This window comes from Pseudoalteromonas issachenkonii, assembly GCF_002310795.1.
Lineage (GTDB): Bacteria > Pseudomonadota > Gammaproteobacteria > Enterobacterales > Alteromonadaceae > Pseudoalteromonas > Pseudoalteromonas tetraodonis.
Map to the genome: position 1 here is coordinate 603,654 of NZ_CP011031.1, position 20,293 is coordinate 623,946.

17 protein-coding genes are annotated in these 20,293 nt (G+C 39.5%); 8 read left to right on the plus strand and 9 right to left on the minus strand.

The annotated features are described in order from the left end of the window. Positions 1-10: 10 nt before the first annotated feature. The 5 genes from PISS_RS18305 to PISS_RS18325 all read left to right on the plus strand — a co-directional run bounded on the left by PISS_RS18305 (position 11) and on the right by PISS_RS18325 (position 3,295). Positions 11-1,273 carry an SAM-dependent methyltransferase gene (locus PISS_RS18305; protein ID WP_033104221.1) on the plus strand — a complete coding sequence of 421 codons (1,263 nt, stop codon included), beginning with the start codon at positions 11-13 and terminating at the stop codon, positions 1,271-1,273. Continuing rightward, positions 1,251-1,751, plus strand: coding sequence for a DUF2878 domain-containing protein (locus tag PISS_RS18310; RefSeq protein ID WP_013463262.1), 501 nt, complete (start codon positions 1,251-1,253; stop codon positions 1,749-1,751). Before PISS_RS18305 ends, PISS_RS18310 begins: the two co-directional genes overlap by 23 nt. A 30-nt stretch (positions 1,752-1,781) precedes the next feature. Beyond that, the gene (locus PISS_RS18315) at positions 1,782-2,270 is read left to right on the plus strand and encodes a chalcone isomerase family protein (RefSeq protein WP_013463263.1); all 489 of its coding nucleotides are present in this window, start codon (positions 1,782-1,784) and stop codon (positions 2,268-2,270) included. A gap of 1 nt (position 2,271) precedes the next feature. Next, positions 2,272-2,811 (plus strand): DUF3833 domain-containing protein, encoded by a 540-nt coding sequence (locus PISS_RS18320; RefSeq protein WP_013463264.1) that lies wholly within the window; start codon positions 2,272-2,274, stop codon positions 2,809-2,811. A 208-nt stretch (positions 2,812-3,019) separates the two neighbouring features. After that, positions 3,020-3,295 (plus strand): HU family DNA-binding protein, encoded by a 276-nt coding sequence (locus PISS_RS18325; protein ID WP_008112559.1) that lies wholly within the window; start codon positions 3,020-3,022, stop codon positions 3,293-3,295. Positions 3,296-3,359: 64 nt separating this feature from the next. Here PISS_RS18325 and ilvN read toward each other — a convergent pair whose 3' ends face one another. The 8 genes from ilvN to PISS_RS18365 form a co-directional block, all read right to left on the minus strand. Beyond that, on the minus strand, positions 3,360-3,860 hold the full coding sequence (ilvN, locus tag PISS_RS18330; protein WP_013463265.1) for an acetolactate synthase small subunit: 501 nt from the start codon (positions 3,858-3,860) through the stop codon (positions 3,360-3,362). After that, on the minus strand, positions 3,860-5,584 hold the full coding sequence (locus tag PISS_RS18335) for an acetolactate synthase 3 large subunit (protein WP_013463266.1): 1,725 nt from the start codon (positions 5,582-5,584) through the stop codon (positions 3,860-3,862). The genes ilvN and PISS_RS18335 overlap by 1 nt, the downstream gene beginning before the upstream one ends. 461 nt (positions 5,585-6,045) lie before the next feature. After that, a complete protein-coding gene (locus PISS_RS18340; RefSeq protein ID WP_013463267.1) occupies positions 6,046-7,053 on the minus strand; it encodes an isocitrate dehydrogenase in 1,008 nt (335 codons plus the stop codon). A 179-nt stretch (positions 7,054-7,232) separates the two neighbouring features. Next, positions 7,233-8,915: a hypothetical protein gene (locus PISS_RS18345; protein ID WP_058156009.1), complete on the minus strand. Its 1,683-nt coding sequence runs from the start codon at positions 8,913-8,915 to the stop codon at positions 7,233-7,235. Next, on the minus strand, positions 8,915-9,310 hold the full coding sequence (locus PISS_RS18350; RefSeq protein ID WP_024600863.1) for a DUF3192 domain-containing protein: 396 nt from the start codon (positions 9,308-9,310) through the stop codon (positions 8,915-8,917). The genes PISS_RS18345 and PISS_RS18350 overlap by 1 nt, the downstream gene beginning before the upstream one ends. A gap of 69 nt (positions 9,311-9,379) precedes the next feature. Further along, complete coding sequence (gene xni, locus PISS_RS18355; protein ID WP_013463270.1) at positions 9,380-10,153, minus strand: flap endonuclease Xni; 774 nt, start codon at positions 10,151-10,153, stop codon at positions 9,380-9,382. 8 nt (positions 10,154-10,161) lie between these two features. Then, positions 10,162-11,505 carry a nucleotide 5'-monophosphate nucleosidase PpnN gene (gene ppnN, locus PISS_RS18360; protein ID WP_058156011.1) on the minus strand — a complete coding sequence of 448 codons (1,344 nt, stop codon included), beginning with the start codon at positions 11,503-11,505 and terminating at the stop codon, positions 10,162-10,164. Between the two features lie 77 nt (positions 11,506-11,582). Beyond that, the gene (locus PISS_RS18365; protein WP_013463272.1) at positions 11,583-13,091 is read right to left on the minus strand and encodes a GGDEF domain-containing protein; all 1,509 of its coding nucleotides are present in this window, start codon (positions 13,089-13,091) and stop codon (positions 11,583-11,585) included. Positions 13,092-13,316: 225 nt separating this feature from the next. Between PISS_RS18365 and PISS_RS18370 the strand changes: the two genes are divergently transcribed. Then, positions 13,317-15,107, plus strand: coding sequence for a M61 family metallopeptidase (locus tag PISS_RS18370; RefSeq protein WP_058156012.1), 1,791 nt, complete (start codon positions 13,317-13,319; stop codon positions 15,105-15,107). A 144-nt stretch (positions 15,108-15,251) separates the two neighbouring features. Next, positions 15,252-17,423 carry a S46 family peptidase gene (locus PISS_RS18375; protein WP_058156014.1) on the plus strand — a complete coding sequence of 724 codons (2,172 nt, stop codon included), beginning with the start codon at positions 15,252-15,254 and terminating at the stop codon, positions 17,421-17,423. 836 nt (positions 17,424-18,259) lie between these two features. Here PISS_RS18375 and PISS_RS18380 read toward each other — a convergent pair. Further along, complete coding sequence (locus PISS_RS18380; RefSeq protein ID WP_058156016.1) at positions 18,260-19,153, minus strand: response regulator; 894 nt, start codon at positions 19,151-19,153, stop codon at positions 18,260-18,262. A gap of 98 nt (positions 19,154-19,251) precedes the next feature. Between PISS_RS18380 and PISS_RS18385 the strand changes: the two genes are divergently transcribed. Continuing rightward, positions 19,252-20,052: a hypothetical protein gene (locus tag PISS_RS18385; protein ID WP_058156019.1), complete on the plus strand. Its 801-nt coding sequence runs from the start codon at positions 19,252-19,254 to the stop codon at positions 20,050-20,052. Positions 20,053-20,293 lie beyond the last annotated feature (241 nt).

Sequence of the window (20,293 nt, forward strand, 5' to 3'; positions counted from 1 at the left end):
AGGTAAGTGTATGGAAAAGGTATCGAGCTTACGCGTTCAAGAACGCACAAGTTGGTTTACTAACTTATACAAGAAGTTAGTATTCAAAGCGTTCTCGTCTATTGAAACAGGCCAAATAGTGCTTGTAGACAATAATCAGCAGTCTGTATTTGGCGATACGTCATCAGAGCTTAAAGTAACGGTAACCGTTAATGATACTGCTATGTATAAAGCATTTGCGCTCTCGGGAAGTATTGGCGCGGGAGAATCTTACATATTAGGGCAGTGGCAGTGTGATAACTTAACTCGGTTGATAGAAATTTTTGCAATTAACCAAGACCAACTAGACGCATTTGAAAAGAAATTCGCTTTTTTTAGTAACATTGCTCATCGTATAAACCACATTAAAAATAAAAATTCTCACTCGGGCTCTAAAAAGAATATTGTTGCGCACTACGACTTAGGCAATGACTTATACGAGTCTTTTTTAAGCAAAGAAATGCTTTATTCAAGTGCCGTATACCCAAGTAAAGACGCCACCCTTGAGCAAGCACAGCAATACAAACTACAGCGTATTTGTGAACAAGTCGAGTTACAACAAGGCGACACTGTCATTGAAATTGGTACAGGTTGGGGAGCATTTGCAATTTATGCGGCTACTCACTACGACTGCCATGTAACAACCACTACCATCTCTGATGAACAGCACGATTATGTTGCAAATAAAATTAAAGAGCTTGGGCTTGAAAACAAAATAACTTTACTCAAACAAGATTACCGTTTACTAACCGGTAAATACGATAAGCTAGTATCAATTGAGATGATAGAAGCGGTTGGTCATGAGTACTTGCCTAGTTTTTTCACACAGTGCGGTCAGCTATTAAAAGACGACGGTGCTATGCTTATTCAAGCAATTACAATTAGCGACCAGCGTTACCAGCATTATTTAAAAAATTCTGACTTTATTCAGCAATATATTTTCCCTGGTGGGTGTTTGCCTTCGCTCAACGAAATGAGTGAGCAAATAAAAAATCATACCGATATGAATATCCACACAGTTAGCGATATTGGTGCTCACTACGCAAGAACCCTTGCTGATTGGCGAGATCGTTTCATTGCAAGTTGGCCAAACCTCGATAGTAATAAATTTGATGAGCGATTTTACCGTCTATGGCTATTTTATTTTGCTTATTGCGAGGGCGCATTTAGAACTCGCGCAACAAGCACCGTGCATTTAATGGCACGCAAACCCCGTTTTACGAGTAGTAATGATGAGATTGCACTCGCTTATTAATTTTGTACTGTTTCAAGTAGTGTGGTTTTTATGCCTACTGCTTGAACAGCATTCAATTGTCTATTCAACAGTAGTCATTGCATTAATGTTTTATTTGTCAGCGCAAAAAAAACAGGATGCTTTTTTGCTTCTAAAGTGCTTACCACTAGCCTTACTAAGTGAGTTTATCGCGGTTAAGTTCGGTCTGATTGAATTTAAAGTAGCGCCATTTCCACTTTGGTTAGTGTTTTTATGGGCTGCTTTATTGCTATGTATTAACACCTCTATGTCGTTTTTAACAACCATTAAACCTTGGCAAGCGTTTATTGTATGCTTAGTGTTTGCACCAGGAAGTTACTGGGCAGGGGCGCGATTCGATGTGTTAGAGCTCGGCTTGCCGTTATGGCAATTTTGGCCTTTATACGGTGCTTTATGGGCTGCAACGTTTAGCGTTATTTTATTTATTAACGGTAAAATTGGCGCGTTTATTAAGCAATAAAACAATTGTATTTACTGCTTGGAGCTGATTATGAAAACGCTTTTAAATTTAGTACTAATTTATGCCCTGTTTAACCATGCTGCTTATGCTGATACCCAGTTTAACAAAGTGGGCGAGGCACGTATGGAATACCTTTTTTGGGATGTTTATGATGCAACGCTTTTTACTCCCTCTGGATCTTATAGTCCCAAGCAAACGCCGGTTAAATTTACTTTAACTTACCTGCGCGACTTTGATGCTAAAGACATTGTAAAAGCCACTAAAGAGCAATGGCAACATTTAGGTAAATCACAATTATCAGCTCGCTATGCAGATAAATTATTAGCCATATGGCCAGACATTAAAAAGGGTGAATCGTTAACCTTACTGACCGATCAGCAAGGACACAGTATTTTCTTTCACAATGACAATGAAATAGGCCGCATAGAAGACACCACTTTTGCAGATGACTTCTTAGCTATTTGGCTAAGTGAGAACACCTCAGAACCATCGATTAGAAATCAACTTTTAGGGATTTAATATGATTAATCTAAAACGTATCAAAGTAACTTTGCTACTGGTAGTAAGCTTCTTTATTGCAAGTTGTTCAGCGCCGAGTGTAGAGCATTACAAAGGCTCAGAACCTAATTTCGATTTTAAGACTTTTTTTAGCGGCGATTTAAAAGCCTACGGTGTTGTACAAGACTTTAAAGGCGAATTAACCCGAAAGCTTGTTGTAGACTTGAGCGCTACGTGGGATGGCAACCAAGGCGTTATTGAGGAAGACTTCGTTTATGATGACGGCGAAACCCAAAAACGTATTTGGAAAATAACCTTAAACGACGACAACACGTTAACCGGTACTGCTTCTGATGTTTTAGGCACGGCCACAGGCAAAAGTGAAGGCAGTGTTTTTCATTGGAACTACAATGTAGAAATTCCTTACGATGGCAGCACTTTTGAAGTTAACTTTGATGATTGGATGTATTTAGTCACCAACACGCGCTTGATAAACCGCACATCTATTGTTAAGTTTGGCGTTGAGGTCGGGGAAGTGACCTTAGTAATAGAAAAAATATAGCGACTCATCACAGTGCATAGCTGCACTATATTTGTGCTTAAATTAAGTTTTTGTTAACCCAACTCGCTGTATTTTACAGTGAATTATTATAATTTTACTAATTTTTTAGTATTTTAGATAAAAAACGTAATTTGCTGTTGCTAACTCTTCGAAAATGCATAAAGATAGGATTTGCGAAGGCAAAATAATAACGAATAGGAATCTAATAATGAACAAAGCTCAACTAGTTGAAAAAATCTCTACTGACGCAGAAATCTCTAAAGCAGCCGCTACACGTGCACTTGATGCATTCACAGGCGCTGTAACTTCTTCACTAAAAGAAGGCAACTCTGTTGCATTAGTTGGTTTTGGTACTTTTTCAGTTAAAGAACGTGCTGCTCGCACAGGTCGTAACCCACAAACAGGTGCAGAAATCCAAATTTCAGCAGCGACTATTCCAAGCTTTAAACCAGGTAAAGGTCTTAAAGACCAAGTAAACCTATAAGGTTTAGGTTTATAAAAATAATAAAAGGGCTATTAAGCCCTTTTTTTTGCCGTAAATTTAACGCTTATTTAGCTTTAAGCGCCTTATCTCCGCGACCAATGCCGACCGCGCCAGAGCGAACCACTTCTATAATGTCTGTTTCATGACGTAAGGTATCTAAAAACGACTCTATTTTATCGGTGCTGCTTACCAATTGTAGGCTGTAACTTTGACGCCCCATATCTAAAATAGCGCCCTGAAATACATCTACAACCCGCGTTACAGCAGCTCGTGTAGCTTCATCTTGAGCAAATACTTTTACTAGTAACAGTTCGCGCTCTATGTGGCTCATTTCGGTTAAATCAATTACCTTAAGTACATCGACCAGTTTATTTACCTGTTTGGTGATTTGCTCAACAATTCTATCATCGCCTTTAGTGGTGACAGTAATACGCGAGAGTGATTCATCATCAGTGGTTCCAACAGTTAAACTATCAATGTTGTAAGCTCGTTGAGAAAAAAGCCCCACTATACGTGATAACGCACCGGGTTCATTTTCTAATAATATAGATAATATACGACGCATTATGCCTTTACTCCTTTTCTTAACCACATTTCATCTATGCCACCGTGCTTAATTTGCATCGGGTAAACATGTTCTTTTTCGTCTACTAAAATATCTAAAAACACTAATCTATCGGTTATCGACATGGCTTTATCTATTGCTGGCTGTAATTCATCCAGTGTATTGACTCGTATTCCTACATGGCCGTAGCTTTCTACAAGTTTTACAAAGTCAGGAAGTGATTCCATATAGGAAGAGGAGTGTCTGCCGCCATAAATCATATCTTGCCATTGTCTAACCATACCTAGTGAACGGTTATTTAACGAGATCACTTTTACCGCTAAGTTGTATTGTAAACAGGTAGAAAGCTCTTGAATGTTCATTTGAATAGAGCCATCGCCAGTCACACATAAAGACTCTTTATCAGGAAAGGCGAGCTTAACCCCCATTGCAGCCGGTAAACCAAAGCCCATGGTGCCTAAGCCGCCTGAGTTGATCCACTGACGAGGGTGCTTAAATGGATAATACTGCGCCGCAAACATTTGGTGTTGGCCCACATCTGAACTGACATAAGCATCACCATTAGTCGCTTTATAAATAGCCTCTATAACTGCTTGAGGTTTAATTTTATCGCCATCGGTATTGTAGTTTAAGCATTTTTGTTCGCGCCAACTGATCACTTGTCGCCACCAATCTTCTTGTGCACTGCGGTCTATTTTTATTGGGCTTTTATCTATAGCAGTTTGTAACTGTTCAAGTACCGTGGCTAAACAGCCAACAACCGGAATATGTGCTTTTATGGTTTTGGAAATTGAAGTCGGATCGACATCTACATGCACGATAGTGGCATTAGGGCAAAACTTTTGCACGTTATTGGTAACCCGATCATCGAATCGTGCGCCAAGGGCTAAAATAACATCAGCATTGGCCATGGCTTTATTTGCTTCTAATGTACCGTGCATACCCAACATACCAATAAAGTTAGGATGAATGCCTGATATACCGCCTAGTCCCATTAGGGTATTGGTAATAGGGGCATTAAGCGATTCGACTAAGTGGGTTAGTTGCTCTGATGTATTTGAAAGCACAATTCCGCCACCAGAATAAATAACCAGCTTTTTCGCTTCTAAAATAGCAGTAACGGCCTTACGAATTTGTTTAGAGTGACCCTTGGTATTAGGGTTGTAGGTTCTGAGTTCTGTTGCCGCTGGAAAGTTGTAAGCAAAGGTTAGCTCAGGGTTAAGCATGTCTTTAGGAAGTTCAACGACAACTGGGCCTGGGCGACCTGAGCTGGCAATATAAAAGGCTTTAGCAAGAATATTGGGGATTTCACTAGCGCTTCTACAATTAAAGCTATGCTTTACAATCGGGCGAGAGCAGCCAACAATATCCGTTTCTTGAAACGCGTCATCGCCAATTAAGTTGGTTGGCACTTGACCTGATAACACCACCATCGGAATAGAATCCATATACGCAGTTGCTATGCCTGTTACACAGTTTGTTGCCCCTGGTCCAGAAGTGGCAAGTACAACACCGACTTCACCGGTTGCTCTTGCGTAACCATCGGCCATGTGTGTGGCGGCCTGTTCATGACGGACTAAAATATGTTCAATATCATCTTGCTGAAATAGCGCATCATATAAGTCTAATACTGAGCCACCGGGGTAACCGAATATATACTTAACGTTTAACTCTTTTAATGACTTAACAACCAATTCAGAGCCATTATATTCTTGTTTACTCATCCTCATTCCTCTGTTGACTGATTTATGCAAAAAAAAACCCCCGCGTAGTGCGAGGGTTTTAAAAAGCATGTTTCACCTTTTAATACATCCCCGCTGGGCTTATCACTAAGACCAGTACGAGTAAGACTAAAAGACGAAATTGTGTGTTCATGATGTTTTGCTCTTTAAAATAAAATGCTGTTTAAATTACAATTTTTGTATGTGGTTATTTTTAAGGCTTTTGCGCGCTCATGTCAACCCAAAACTAAAGTTTTTGGATTAAAAATTCATTTTTATATCTTTTTTAATCTTAAATTCTAATTGTTGTGAAATATTCTCACGTTAAAAGCAGAAATTATGCATTTTTAATTTTAAGGAGTAGGGGGCTTAAATACACATTAATTACATTAAAGTGATACAAGCGGTTTTGAGCAGGCATAAAAAAAGCCAACAGATGTTGGCTTTATAATTCAATTATACTGTTACAGACGGTCGATTACCGACTGAGTGAAGTCAGTTGTACCATGGCTGCCGCCTAAATCGCGAGTAGTACGGTCGCCTGATTTAATTACATCAGCCACTGCGCTACGAATGCGCTCTGCCGTATCGCCCATATTTAAATGCTCTAGCATTTGAATAGACGCTAAAATAACTGACGTTGGGTTTGCTAGGTTTTTACCTGCAATATCAGGTGCGCTACCGTGAACAGCTTCAAAGATAGCCGCATCTTCACCAATGTTAGCACCAGGCGCCATGCCTAAACCACCAACTAAACCAGCACATAAATCAGATAAAATATCGCCGAATAGGTTAGTCGTTACAATTACGTCAAACTCTTCCGGTGTCATTACTAGTTTCATACAGGTTGCATCAACAATCATTTCAGTTGATTCAATCTCAGGGTAACGTTCAGCCACTTCACGAGCAACTTTTAAGAACAAACCCGATGTTGATTTTAAAATATTTGCTTTATGAACAGCGGTTACTTTTTTACGGCCTTCGCGTACAGCTAGCTCGTATGCAAAAGTAACGATTTTTTCAGCGCCTTCACGCGTGATAACAGACATTGCCTCAGCTTCGTTGCCATCAGCACTCACTACTTGACCTGCACCTGAGTACATACCTTGGGTATTCTCACGAACAGTAATAATATCAATGTCATCGTAACGTGCTTTAGTACCTGCGAACGACTTCACAGGACGAACATTAGCGTATAAACCAAACTGCTTACGAAGTGTTACATTGATTGATGTAAAGCCTTCGCCTACAGGGGTCGTTAATGGACCTTTTAAAGTGATTTTATTTTTAGCAATAGTGTCAATTGTTTCTTGTGGAAGCAATTCGCCCGTTTTTTCAAGCGCAGCGAGGCCAGCGTCAACAAATTCATAATCAAAATCGCATCCTGCGGCTTTTAGTATTTCAAGTGCTGAGTCGATAATGCTTGGGCCGATGCCGTCGCCTTTGATCACTGTTATGGTTTGTTTGGCCATGAACTTTTCCTTTAAAGATTTGGATACACACATAAATAAAAAATACTCACAGAGTTTAGACTACTTATATGACAGGGGTGCTAAATTTAAGCCGGCATTTATACCAATTTATTGAACATTTTGCCAGTTTATACTGCAAATACAGGGTATAACTTTAATTTATAGTGATAATAAGTCAGCTAAATACTATTGTGCAGACCTAATTGCTGCAGGGATTGATAAAAAATGACCTCACTTTTCCAGCCATGGTGGGTGAGTTGTTGATTTAATATCTGCTGTTGCCATGCTGTTAATGGCTGGTTAGGTTTAAGTACGCGCTGGGCTACAACTTTCAAAGCTGCCCACAACTTAGCGCTATCATCGAGCTGCTTTTTAGGCAATGTTTCAGCTTTTAATAACGCTATTGCCCAAGGGTCGCTACTAAGTAATTCATTAAGCTCATTAGTTAAATGAGGGGTATCAACATTGTTTATGCCAAAAAATGTGCATATTGGCGTATCTAAGGATTTATTCGGTGTTTGGTCTAAGGTGATTTTTCTAGAAACTTCTGGGCTGTAATTAATTAATAGATAATATAAATAGGCATATAGGCTCAAACTAATGCGTTCACTTTGCAAATTTTTATCGTGTTTTACTAACAGCTCTACAATGTTGACTAAACAACCCATGCGGGTACACAAAAATGTATGTATAGGATGGGCAATACTATTTACTAACTGCTCGAAAACCATGCCTTGAATAATCGCAGGGGCCTTATCGTAACCGACCATAGACAAGCTATGCCTTAAATCTTTTGCCGGTTGCAGCTCTTTATTATACTGTTTTACTGCATGGCACACTGATTTTATAACATTAGGATAAGGGGTAAGTAATGTATTTAATGCTTTGTAACTGTACTCTTGTTGGTTTTTTATTTGTTTAACTAATTCGTACAAAGAGGACTGTGTATCGTCACTCTTATGAACAATATGCAGATACTCACTGTCCCAGACTTTTAAAAACAAGCGATCGTCATTACACGGCCATGCCTTTGAGCCATCCTCTAATGATGCTTTTATTCGATACCAGGCTATTTTTGTATTGGCATTATTAACGATAATATGACGGCCTGCCGAATCTGTAGCCAAATAAATCATTGTTTGGTCAGCATAAACCACTTGGCTACCTGGTACATATTGTCCAACGTGTGCCACTAAGTCTTTTAATAGCCTCTGTGCGAATGAGTTGGGGGTTCTTATGTACAAATCAGCTACGGCTTTATAAAAACTAATATGCTGCTGTTTTGCGTTGCAGGTTACGTTAAGCGCCAAAATATTTGCCAGAGCAACCAATACACTGGCTCCGTCATAAAGCATGACTTTAGGCGTATTTAATAATGCGTGTTTGTATTTGGCTAGTTTAGCTAAAATATGGGCAATTTGATGTGCTGGTTGTTGTGATGTCAATATCACTTTGGCAGCGAGTTTATGGCGTAACTGCCACATTTTAGTGTCGGTATTAGTAAATGTTTGCTGTTGGGCTAGTTTATTCAACTGATTAGCAACACAAAGGTGTTCCACCAATGAGGCACTGATATAAAGCTCTGTTAAGTGTTTATCGTAATTTTGGCTAGCACTTAATGCACAAGTTAAAACACATTGATTAACCACTAAATTGGTTGCAAAGCTATAGTGTGTTTTATACAAATTGAGCTGAGCTTGTAACGCTGCTGGGTTTTGTTTATAGAACGCTGCGTATTGCTCTGCAAGTTTACAAACAATCGGGTAAAAAGTATGCCACTGGTTTTTATTATTATGTGAACTTAAAAGCAACTGTGTGCTTTCGAGTAGCTTTTTTAGGTTACCCGACAGTGGTGCTTCCATTAAATTGTTCCATCATTTTGCTCAAGGTATTTTTCATAAGCACTTGGGCCCCACATTATTAGTTGGCCGTTTTTAAATAATAACCCGGTACATTCATCCATGGTGGTAATGCCATCCGAGGTTTTATGTTGTGTACGATAAAATATAACTTGCCACACCTGTTCACCATCGCGCTTGGCGTAGGTTAAATCTGGGCTGCCTAAATATTCAAGCACAGCATTTAGCGTAAAAGCATCTTCTAAGCGCAGTTTTTCAATATAGCGTTTATTGAATGCTTCGCGGTCTTGCCAAATCATTGCTTGTGGGTCGTCTTTATAAAACATAATAACCGACGTGGCTATCAGTGCATATAAACCTAATCCCAATATCAAATACCTAAAAAACTTTTTAAACATTGCCTACCCAGACCAATATAACTATTACTAGTATACGTATTGCGAACGTTCAGTGCCATTAACTTGCGACTAATTCAGCCTTAACTGCTTTAAACTAAAGCCTAAGTGGATATCAGTACGCAAACTCACCAGTTGTTTAGAAATAACAAACATATCCATATCATCAGCAAGCTTTTTTTGTAAGCGCGCACTTAATGATTCATCGCTTAATGCCTCTTCGAGAGTGTTGTACTGATTCACCAATTGTTGCGCCGATTTAACACCAATGCCTTTAACACCTGGAATGTCATTGGTTTTGTCTCCTGCCAGGGCCCAAAAGTCTATGAGTTTGTGTTGTGCCACGCCAAAACGTTCTTGGATATGCTGCTGTGTGAGCTGTTGTTTTTTAAAGTAATCATACACTTCAATTTGCTCATTTAAATGCGGTAAAAACCCTTTGTCGGTAGAGACAATAGTGTTATTTATCTGATTGTTGGCGGCTTTATGGGCTAATGTTGCAATAATATCATCGGCTTCATCGTTAGTCGGCTCAAATACCACAATGCCGGTTTCTTCAATGGCCGCTTTAAAATGTGGCAAGGCTTCTTTTAACGTTTGTGGCATCGGGGCGCGCGAATGTTTGTAATCTTTGTAAAAGTGATAGCGCCAACTTTTATCGCCATCAAATACAGCAATTGCATGGGTTGCATTAGTGGTTGTTATGAGTTTTTTGCAGGCATGTGCTACTCGAGCGCAGCATGCTTTTAACATATGTTCGTCGCTGTGATGCGTTTGGTTAGCATCAACAGCATAGATGCGCCTAATTAAATTAAGCGCATCAATAAGAAGTAAATGGGGATTCAATTATAAACTCACGCTTTTATTGTATAACAAGGAATATACTTACTGCCAGGGAGCTTCATTCTACCTTGTTCTACAAACGCTTGTAAAAGTGTGTCCATTGCTTTCATTAAATCAGGCTCGCCAGTGAGGATATACGGGCCGTCTTTTTTAATCGCATTTAAACCTTCTTCTTTTACATTTCCCGCCACTATTCCCGAAAACGCACGGCGTAAATTAGCCGCTAACTGTTGTTTGGGTTGATCAAGGTGTAAATCAAGCGACGCCATAGCCTCATGAGAGGGGTAAAAAGGTTGCTGAAAATCACTGTCTATTTTCAAGGTCCAGTTAAAGTAATACGCATCTCCTTGGCTTTTACGGTATTCGCGTACACCATTCATTGCCGACTTTAACTTTTGGCTTACTAATTGAGGGTCATCAATAATTACTTCAAATTTATCTAGGGCTGCATCGCCTAAAGTCATTTGAATGAATTGACACAGCTCCTCAAAGTAAGCTTCACTTTGTTTTGGACCGGTAAGAATAACAGGTAAACATTGCTTTTCGTTTTCAGGGTGCAACAAAATACCTAATAAATACAATAGTTCTTCTGCTGTGCCTGCACCACCAGGAAAAATAATAATGGCATGAGCGGTGCGAACAAAGGCCTCAAGCCGCTTTTCAATATCGGGTAAAATAACCAGTTCATTCACAATCGGGTTAGGTGGCTCAGCTGCAATAATACTGGGCTCAGTTAAACCTAAATAACGGTTGTTAGTTATACGTTGTTTGGCATGACCAATAGTGGCGCCTTTCATCGGGCCTTTCATTGCACCAGGCCCACAGCCAGTACAAATATTTAACCCGCGTAAGCCTAATTCGTAACCTACTTGTTTAGTGTATTTATATTCTATTTCGTTAATAGAGTGGCCGCCCCAGCATACAATCATGTTAGGTTCACTATTTACTTTAAGAGCGTCGGCATTTCTAAGCATGTCAAAAACCATGTGGGTAATGGCTTTAGTTTCTTGGAGATTTTTTTCATACTTTTGGCAAATAAATAAGATATCGCGAATAACCGAAAATATGTGCTCATGTATGCCGGTGACTATGTGGCCGTCAACGAAGGCCGTTTGCGGCGGGTTCTCTAATTCAATTTTAATACCGCGTTCACGGCTTACCAAACGAATATCAAAGTCTTTATGTTTTTCGTATATATCGTTACTTACATCGGTATGGCTGCCTACATTAAGCACAGCTAAAACACAATTTCTGAATAACCTGTAGCGTTCGCTTGTTGATGACTGTTCTAGTAGGTCTACTTCTAGCTGCGATAATAAATCTAATACCCCTGTTGGGTTTAACTGTATTAGCATCGGCATTCTCCTTGATACTTCTTGGGTAAATTTACTGCGTAATTATGCCTTGTACTCAAAGGTAGAAATGCATAACACTATTTACTAATGCACAGACGATCCCGGCCTGAATTTTTAGCATCGTATAAAGCTTGATCGGCTCTATCAAATGCTTTTAGAGGGGTATCACCCTCTTTAAATTGGGTTGCGCCTAGCGAAACAGTAATTTCAATTTGTTTGTCTTTAAATTTAAACGGTATCTTTTTAATAGACTGTCTTAATTTATTGAGGTGCGCTGTCGCGTTTTCAAGTGAAGTGCGTGGCATTAATAGCACAAACTCTTCGCCGCCATAGCGTGCAATAAAATCTGATTGCCTAATCGACTTTTGCAGCGCTTTGGCAATAACTTGTAAAGTAATATCGCCCGCAGTATGGCCAAATCGATCGTTGATTGATTTAAAATGGTCGACGTCTATAACAACTAGCGTTATGTCTGACGGTTGTTCGTTAAATAAATTAATTTCGTGGTTGTAACGCTCATCAAATGCCGCGCGATTAGGCAGTTTTGTCAGGCTGTCGAGTAAGCTTTTAAATCGTTGCTCATTTAAACGTTTTTTATAGTTACTGACTTTGTTTTCTAAGCTATTAATTCTTTCATTTATTTGCGTAAAGCTGGCAACTAAAATTCTGCGATCTTTTTGTTCGAGTTGCTCTTTTTCTAAAATATCTGCACTGAGTGAGCGTAACTCGTTTTCAACTAGCTGCTTTAACGCTGTGATTGAGGTCGCATTTTTTGTTTGTGTATTTAAACTTTCTAGCTTTTCACCAATGCGTTGATTTATTGAGTCAAATTCAACATTCATTGATTCAGAGTGTTCACTGGTTGATACCAATGAGCGATGCAGCTCTTCAAGTGTTTGGTTTAATGAAGCTAAAAAGCTTTGCGCTGATTCACGTTCAACGTGAATACTTTTAACAATTAAAGTAATCACATCTATTGCGGCATCAAGTAGCTGGTCAACGGCTTTATTTTTGGCAATGCGTTTTTTTATTAAATACAGTGATTCGTTGGCTTCTTCTTCTAGCACGAGCTCACTAACTAATTTAAACAGCTTTTCAGTGAGTACACTTAGATTGGGTGGTTCAAAGGTATTATTGCTTTTAGCAATTAAAGCTTGATGATAAAAGGTAATCAATTGGTTTAATATTGGGATAAACCCATGCACCGATTGTATATCGTCAAGTTGGTTATCTAATAAATGACGCAGCGTTCTGCGGGTTTCGTCAGGCAGGCCTTTCGTTTGTTGTAACTGTTTTCCTGCATTTTGTACGCTGGTTAACAGGTCGCGTTGATGCGCTAGTTGAATCGCTTCCTGATTTTTTAGCAAGGCCAAAATATCATCTACCAAAGGAGAGAAGTCTTCAAAATCCATTCCTTTGTTTAATGCGCTACGGAACTTTGCTAGGCGGTTATCAAGCTCAATATCAAGTCCTTTACAGCTTAAAGATAACTTAGCCGCAAAGTTAGAAAGGGTGTCAACTTGATGTTTACGAGCGCTTTCTATTACTTTTCTACTGTCAATTGCTTGTTTTAGTTTTTGTTCCACCGTATTGGAGCTCCTAGACACCTACACACCATTATTTTAATACCTTTATTGGTTTAGTTTACAACAAAAACATATTAATAGTAGGTATGAGATCAAAAACTTAATGTTTTTAGCAACAAAATACGAACGATCTTAAATATAAGTGTATTTATCGCTTTTAATTCACTTTTAAAATGGGTCTTGTTAACCTTGGCACAACAATACGTTATATAAAAAAGAGCCTTTATGAAAAAGCTACTTGCCTTATCAATTTTAGCTGCCTGTTCAGCACCGGTATTTGCCGACGTTAATTACGCTTTAAACATTTCTCAGCCAGAGCATCATTTAGGTGATGTGAACGTAGAATTTCCTAAAACGGCGCAGTCTTTCTTAGATGTGAAACTTCCAGCATGGCGCACTGGTCGTTATGAAATTTTAAATCTTGCCAATGGCGTTCGCTACTTTAAAGCCAGTGATGATGAAGGTAATGCATTAAAGTGGGAAAAGATTGACCACAGCACATGGCGCGTTCATTTAAATGAACCCACTGAAGTAAATATAGATTACCAAGTGTATGCCAATGAGCTAGGTAAGCGCGCCCGCCATATTGACGACAGCCATGCCTTTATTGATGCATCAGGCTTTTTTATGTTTAGCGAATCATTTCGCCAAGAGCCAGTAACGGTTGAATTAAACGTCCCCAAAGCATGGCGCTCTGTGTCAGGCATGGAAAATTATAAAAATAAGCACAGCTTTAAAGCCAGTGACTACGATGTATTAGTTGATTCGCCAATCGAAACCGGTATTAACGAGCTACGTACTTTTGAAGTTGATGGCCGTGAGTACGAACTGGTGGTATGGGGTGAGGGCAATTACGATATTGAACTGATGCTAACCGATTTGAAAAAGCTAGTGGCTACCGGCAATGTGATTTGGGACAGCTACCCGTATGAACGTTATGTATTTATGGTACATGCTACATCAGGCGCAAGCGGGGCAACTGAGCACTTAAACTCAACGATTATTCAGCGCCCACGCGACCGCTTTGCTAAACGTGAAGACTATTTAGGTTTTATAAGTACGGCAGCTCATGAGTTTATTCATACTTGGAATGTAAAAGCGTACCGTCCTAAAGGGCTTGCGCCATATGACTACACTAATATTAATTATTCAAAATTGCTATGGATAGCAGAGGGCTCTACCAGCTATTTTGAAGATCATTTATTAGTGCGTTCGGGTATTCAAACTAACGATGAGTTTTTTAAAGTATTAAGCAAAACCATTAACCGCCACCTCACAACACCGGGGCGTGAAGTACAAAGTGCCAGCGAAACCAGTTTTGATAAATGGATAAACCAAGGCGGCGATCACGCACGTAACTACAGCACTAATATTTATCTTGAAGGTTCATTATTGTCGATGGCGTTAGATATCGACCTACTTGAAAATAGCCAAGGTAAAATTAGCTACAGAGATGTACATAAAGCGCTTTATAAACAGCATAAATTACCGGCAGGGTTTACTGAGCAAGACGTACTGGCTATTTTAAAACAACTATCAGGGCGTGATTACAGCGCGTGGTGGCAGGCAAATGTTAGCTCACCAGCCAACCTTGATTTTGATGCACTGCTAGCAAAAGTAGGTTTAAGCTTTGAGTTACCAGAAAAAGCCAACGCCACACCAAGCTTAGATGCATTTACTAAAAATACTGGCGAGTTACTTACGCTTACCCATGTACGCCGCGATGGTGCAGCATGGCAAGGCGGCTTAACCACCGACGATAAACTCGTTGCTATTAATAAAAAGCATGTAGGTAAAGACTTAACAGCCAGCCTAGAAACCTTTAAAGCAGGCGACAAAGTTACTGTTGATTTTATTCGTCGTGATGCATTAATGTCGACTGAGCTTGTGTTGTCTGAAGATTTCGATAAACCTAAAAAAGTGGTTGCGAATAAAAATGCCACTGATGAGCAAAAAGCATTATTTAAAGCATGGATGGGTGTAGCGCATCCAAATGATGTGAAAAAAGACGACTAACATCGTATATCATATTGTTTAAAAAGGAGCTTAGCTCCTTTTTTGTTTATTGGGCGCTATATTGTAACAATTTATCTCAGCGCAGTTGACCTTACTCATACTTAATGAGTAATCTGCAGGTTCAATAATAAAAGGGATTCTATAATGCGTTTAAAACCTCTTGTTGCCACTTTGGTAGCAACCTGTTCACTGGCACTTTCTTCTGCGGCCAATGCCGATGAAGGTATGTGGCAACCTCATCAGCTACCAGAGCTGGAATCAATTTTAAAAGCCAAAGGCCTTGAAATCAGTGTTGATTCAATTTCAAAATTAACCGAATTTCCAATGAATGCAGTTATTAGCTTAGGCGGATGTACAGCCTCGTTTGTTTCGCCAAAGGGCTTAGTTGTTACTAACCATCACTGTATTTATGGCTCAGTGCAATATAATTCAACGCCTGAAAACAACATACTTGAAAACGGCTTTTTAGCAAAAACACCGGCTGAAGATTTACCTGCTGCGCCAGGTTCACGTGTGTACGTTACAGAAACAGTGACCAACGTGACTGATAAAGTAATTAGCGGCACTAACGAGCTAAGTGCAAAAGCACGCTACGATGCGTTAGAAAAAAATCAAAAAGCCCTCGTTGCAGAGTGTGAAGCTGATGCTAGCTACCGTTGTAATGTATATTCGTTTCATGGTGGTTTAGAGTTTTACCTTATTAAATCGCTGGAAATTAAAGATGTACGTTTAGCGTATGCACCTGCTATGGGCGTAGGTAAATACGGTGGCGATATCGATAACTGGATGTGGCCGCGTCACACAGGCGATTTTGGTTTTTACCGCGCCTATGTAGGTAAAGACGGCAAACCAGCAGAATACAGCGAAGACAACGTACCGTACGTGCCTGAGTCTTACTTAAGTGTAAGTGCTAAAGGCGTGCAAGAGGGTGATTTTGTCATGGTTACTGGCTATCCAGGACGAACCAATCGTTACCGTATTGCGGCAGAGGTCGATTATGTATTTAACGACAGCTACCCTAAAGCGCGCATGCACAATACTAAATACGTGTCACTTATTGAAGAAAACTCAGAAGACGGCAGCAAAGCGCGTATTGCTTACGAAAGCACCATAGCTGGTTATAACAACTACATTAAAAACTATGGCTCGATGATCGAAAGCTTTAAAAAAGGCACCATGTTTGAGCGTAAAAAGCAGTTTGAACAAGAACTTACAAGCTGGATAAACAGCGATAGCGAACGTAAACAGCGCTACGGTAATGTACTTAATGAGTTATCAGCACTTGTTGCACAATCGCAAGAGCACAGTGAGCGCGACCGTATGGTAGGCTATGTTCACCGTTCACAAATGATCAGCACGGCACGTCGTTTATACCGTTTAGCTTATGAAAAACAAAAGCCAAATAGCGAGCGTGAATCGGGTTATCAAGAACGTGATTTACCGCGTATTAAATCGGGTTTAGAGCGTATGTCACGCCGCTTTGACGCAAACGTAGATAAAGCCATATTACTGCACTTTTTAGAGCAATATGCAGCATTACCTAAAGCAGAGCGTTTTAGTGAAATTGATAAAGCCTTTGCTTTAGAAAATGGGTTTGATAAAGCAAAACAAAGTGCATTACTTGATGAAATGTATGCTAAATCAACGCTTGATAACGAAATTGTACGTAATTCATTATTTGAGCAAACGCTTAGCCAATTAAACCAAAGCCAAGACCCATTCATGCAATATGCAAAAGCCATATTCACGGTAATGAAAGCTGAGGAAGATAAGTCAAAAGCCCTTGCAGGTAAGTTACAAGCCGCTCGCCCAGAGTTAATGAGTGCGATTATTGCCTTTAATAAAGCGCAAAACAAACCGGTTTACGCCGATGCAAATAGCACATTACGTGTAACTTACGGCACGGTAGGCGGGTATTCTCCGCAAGATGGTTTAGTGGCCACGCCGTTTACCTCACTTGAAGGGTTGCTTGCTAAAAACACCGATGTTGACCCATTTAATGCGCCTAAAAAGCTGCAAGAGCAAATTAAAGCGAAGCTTTATGGTGATTACACAGGTGGCATGAATACCGTACCGGTTAACTTTTTATCAAACGTAGATACAACTGGCGGTAACTCAGGTTCACCAACACTAAATGGTAAAGCTGAGCTGGTGGGTTTACTGTTTGACGGTGTGTACGAAAGCATTATTGGTGATTGGGATTACAACCCAGATCTAAATCGCTCAATCCATGTAGATTCACGCTACATGCTGTGGGTTATGGATAAAGTAGATAACGCCCAAAACTTATTAGACGAAATGAAAATCGTAAAATAAGAAGCAGTTAAAATAACAAAAAGGCGCTCACCTTAATCGGAAGCGCCTTTTTTTGTTTAAACATTTTCGGCGATTAATTTAACTTAGGGTACGGGCTACGGGCTAAGAGGTTTGGGCTGCGGGCTACGAGCTACGAGGTTCGGGCTACGAGCTGCGAGCTACGAGGTTCGGGTTACGGGGGGAGCTAATTTGTTTTTAGCAGTAAATGTCTTTCGTAGCAGCGATTTTATATCGCGTCAGAGTTAAGCCTAAATAAGTATTTACCACCGAGAACACAGAGTTAACAGAGAAATACTTAAAAGATATGAATCCATCTCTGTGCAGCGCAAAGCGCCTCGGGATTCTCTGTGGTGAAAAAACTGTTTTTAGCAGTAAATGTCTTTCGTAGCAGCGATTTCATATCGCGTATTTATGGACATTAGCATTTTACTCGCGCCTCGTAGCTCTCACTTCTCTTTGTTAAATAAGGTCTTTTAGTGATTTATGCACAAAGAGGGCGAGAAGACGCTGCGCTTTTAGAGGAAGATATAAAACAAGGTTGTTTGGTGGTTTTGGTTTCTCATTTGCTCCTCATTCACTTCTCTTTGTAGAATAAGACCTTTTAGTGATTTATGCACAAAGAGGGCGAAGAGACGCTGCGCTTTCAGAGGAAGGTATAAAACAAGGTTGTTTGGTGGTTTAGGTTACTAATTTACTGCTCATTCACTTCTCTTTGTAGAATAAGGTTTTTAAGTGATTGATTTACCATGAGGATGCAGAGACGCTGCGCTTTTTTAGGAGCAGGGTGTTTTTAAACATAAACTTTTTAATAATGGTAAATACGTGCGTTTAATTTACTAAATGCCAACTAACATGATTTTACCTTGTGCCATGCCCTCGAGCTGACAACTAAAATCAATTCGCTTTTCAGCAGGCGTTTTATACAGCAAAGTGAGCTTACGAAAAGGCGTGGTAATCACATTGACCGTTTTGATTTGTAAACTAACGCGTGTTCGTTTGTCTAAAAAGGCAAAAGCCGTTTCCGTTAACGCTTTTTTACATGCGCTTAATGCTGTATTCGTTACAACGCCCGATAATATTGAGTTACTAATATCTTCAGCCGACAAGCTACTATAGCCACTTGCCATTACGCAGGCGGCATAAATATCAAGTATGGCAATGGCACGTACTTTTTGACTTTTTGGATCCTCATAAACAGCCATGACGCAGGGTACTTTAGACTCATCAAATACCTGCGGTTGAATCGTGTTTACGATTAAGGAGTGACTTATATGTTTATGAAACAAACGTTCTAATTGCGACAGTTTTGGTAACGCTAAATCACTGTTTAATTCAATTTCATCAGGGATGATTTCGTTATTTTCAACAAGCTGTACTAAAGGCAATAATTTATCGTGTAGTTGCGCGTCGGTGAAAGGCTTTGATAAAACAAAAGATGCACCAAAGCTAATAGCTTCTTCAATTTGAGACTTTTCATCAACAGTGGTCAGCATTGCTACTATTATATTAAGTTGCCTTTGCTTTATTGCACGTAATAGCGTAACTCCACACATATCAGGCATATGCCAGTCTGTAAGTACAATATCGGGGTGCCAACTACCAATCAGCGTTAACGCTGATTTAGCATTGTTGGCTTTTTCTATTAATAACTTCCGATAGCCAAACTTTTCCAACCCTCGGCGTACTATTTCAAGTGTTGCATGGCTATCATCCACGATAAGTATTTTCACACAGGTAACTTTTTTTTAAATGTTGTTGTTATTATGGCAGATTTTTTTGACAGCGCTAAACTCTAGTAAATAAACACTTAATTTAAGATAACTAAATAATGCCATATGCCGTATTTCCGCCTGAGGTTTATCATTATATTGCTATAAATTTTGGGCTACTTATTTTAGCCGCGTGGTTTTATATTCTTTTACTGATACTCAGAGAGTTTAGGGCATTTGCACTTAGCATGGTTAAAAGTAACGGCGCAATGGATGATGCGACGTTAGCTATGTGCAGAGAGTCTGTTGACAATGCCATGAGCTATGTTAACGATAATCGAAAAACTATCGCTGAGTTAATCAGTGTACAAATGCTGTTACAACAACAATTAACAGAGGTTACTTCATCAACCAAAGATCATGTTACCGAAAAAGAACAACAGCTAATTGATGATCTCAATAAAAAATTAAAACGCTCGCATCAGTTAATTCGCAAACTAAAAGGGGATCTCGATAAAAGTGTTGAAAAATTAAAAGTTACCCGTCAAAAACTCTATGCACAATATGATGCAGTGACTGTGCTTCAAGAAGAAAAAGACCAGCTACAAGCAGATTATGAAGCGCTTAAAACCGCAAGCGAAAATAGTGATAAAACATCAAGCACAGATACATCCTCAACGCCCGATCAAACAAGACTACTTAACACTTTAAACGAATATAAAAGGCAAATTGCAGAGCAAGACCAACTACTACAGCAATTGCAGTTACAAACAGACGGGCCAGAAAGTAGTGAGGAGTTAGACACACTAAAGCAAGAGCTAGAAAAAACACAGTACGCACTTAAACACCTTACAAAAGAAAAAAAATTCATTGAAGGGCGCTATTTAGAAATGATGAAAAATAGCCAAAAACCAAGTTAGCCAACGATTTTTTTCAGTCTGAGCCAGTACACGTTATGCCTGTGTTTTCTGCTCATTCACTTCTATTTGTAGAATAAGACCTTTTAGTGAACGTAAAAAAGCCATATATTGCCCTGTAGCAGCGATCTCACATTGCGCCAGAGTTAAGCCTAAATAAGTATTTACCACCGAGGACACAGAGTTCACAGAGAAATGTTTAAAAGATATCAATCCACCTCTGTGTAACGCAAAGCGCCTTGGG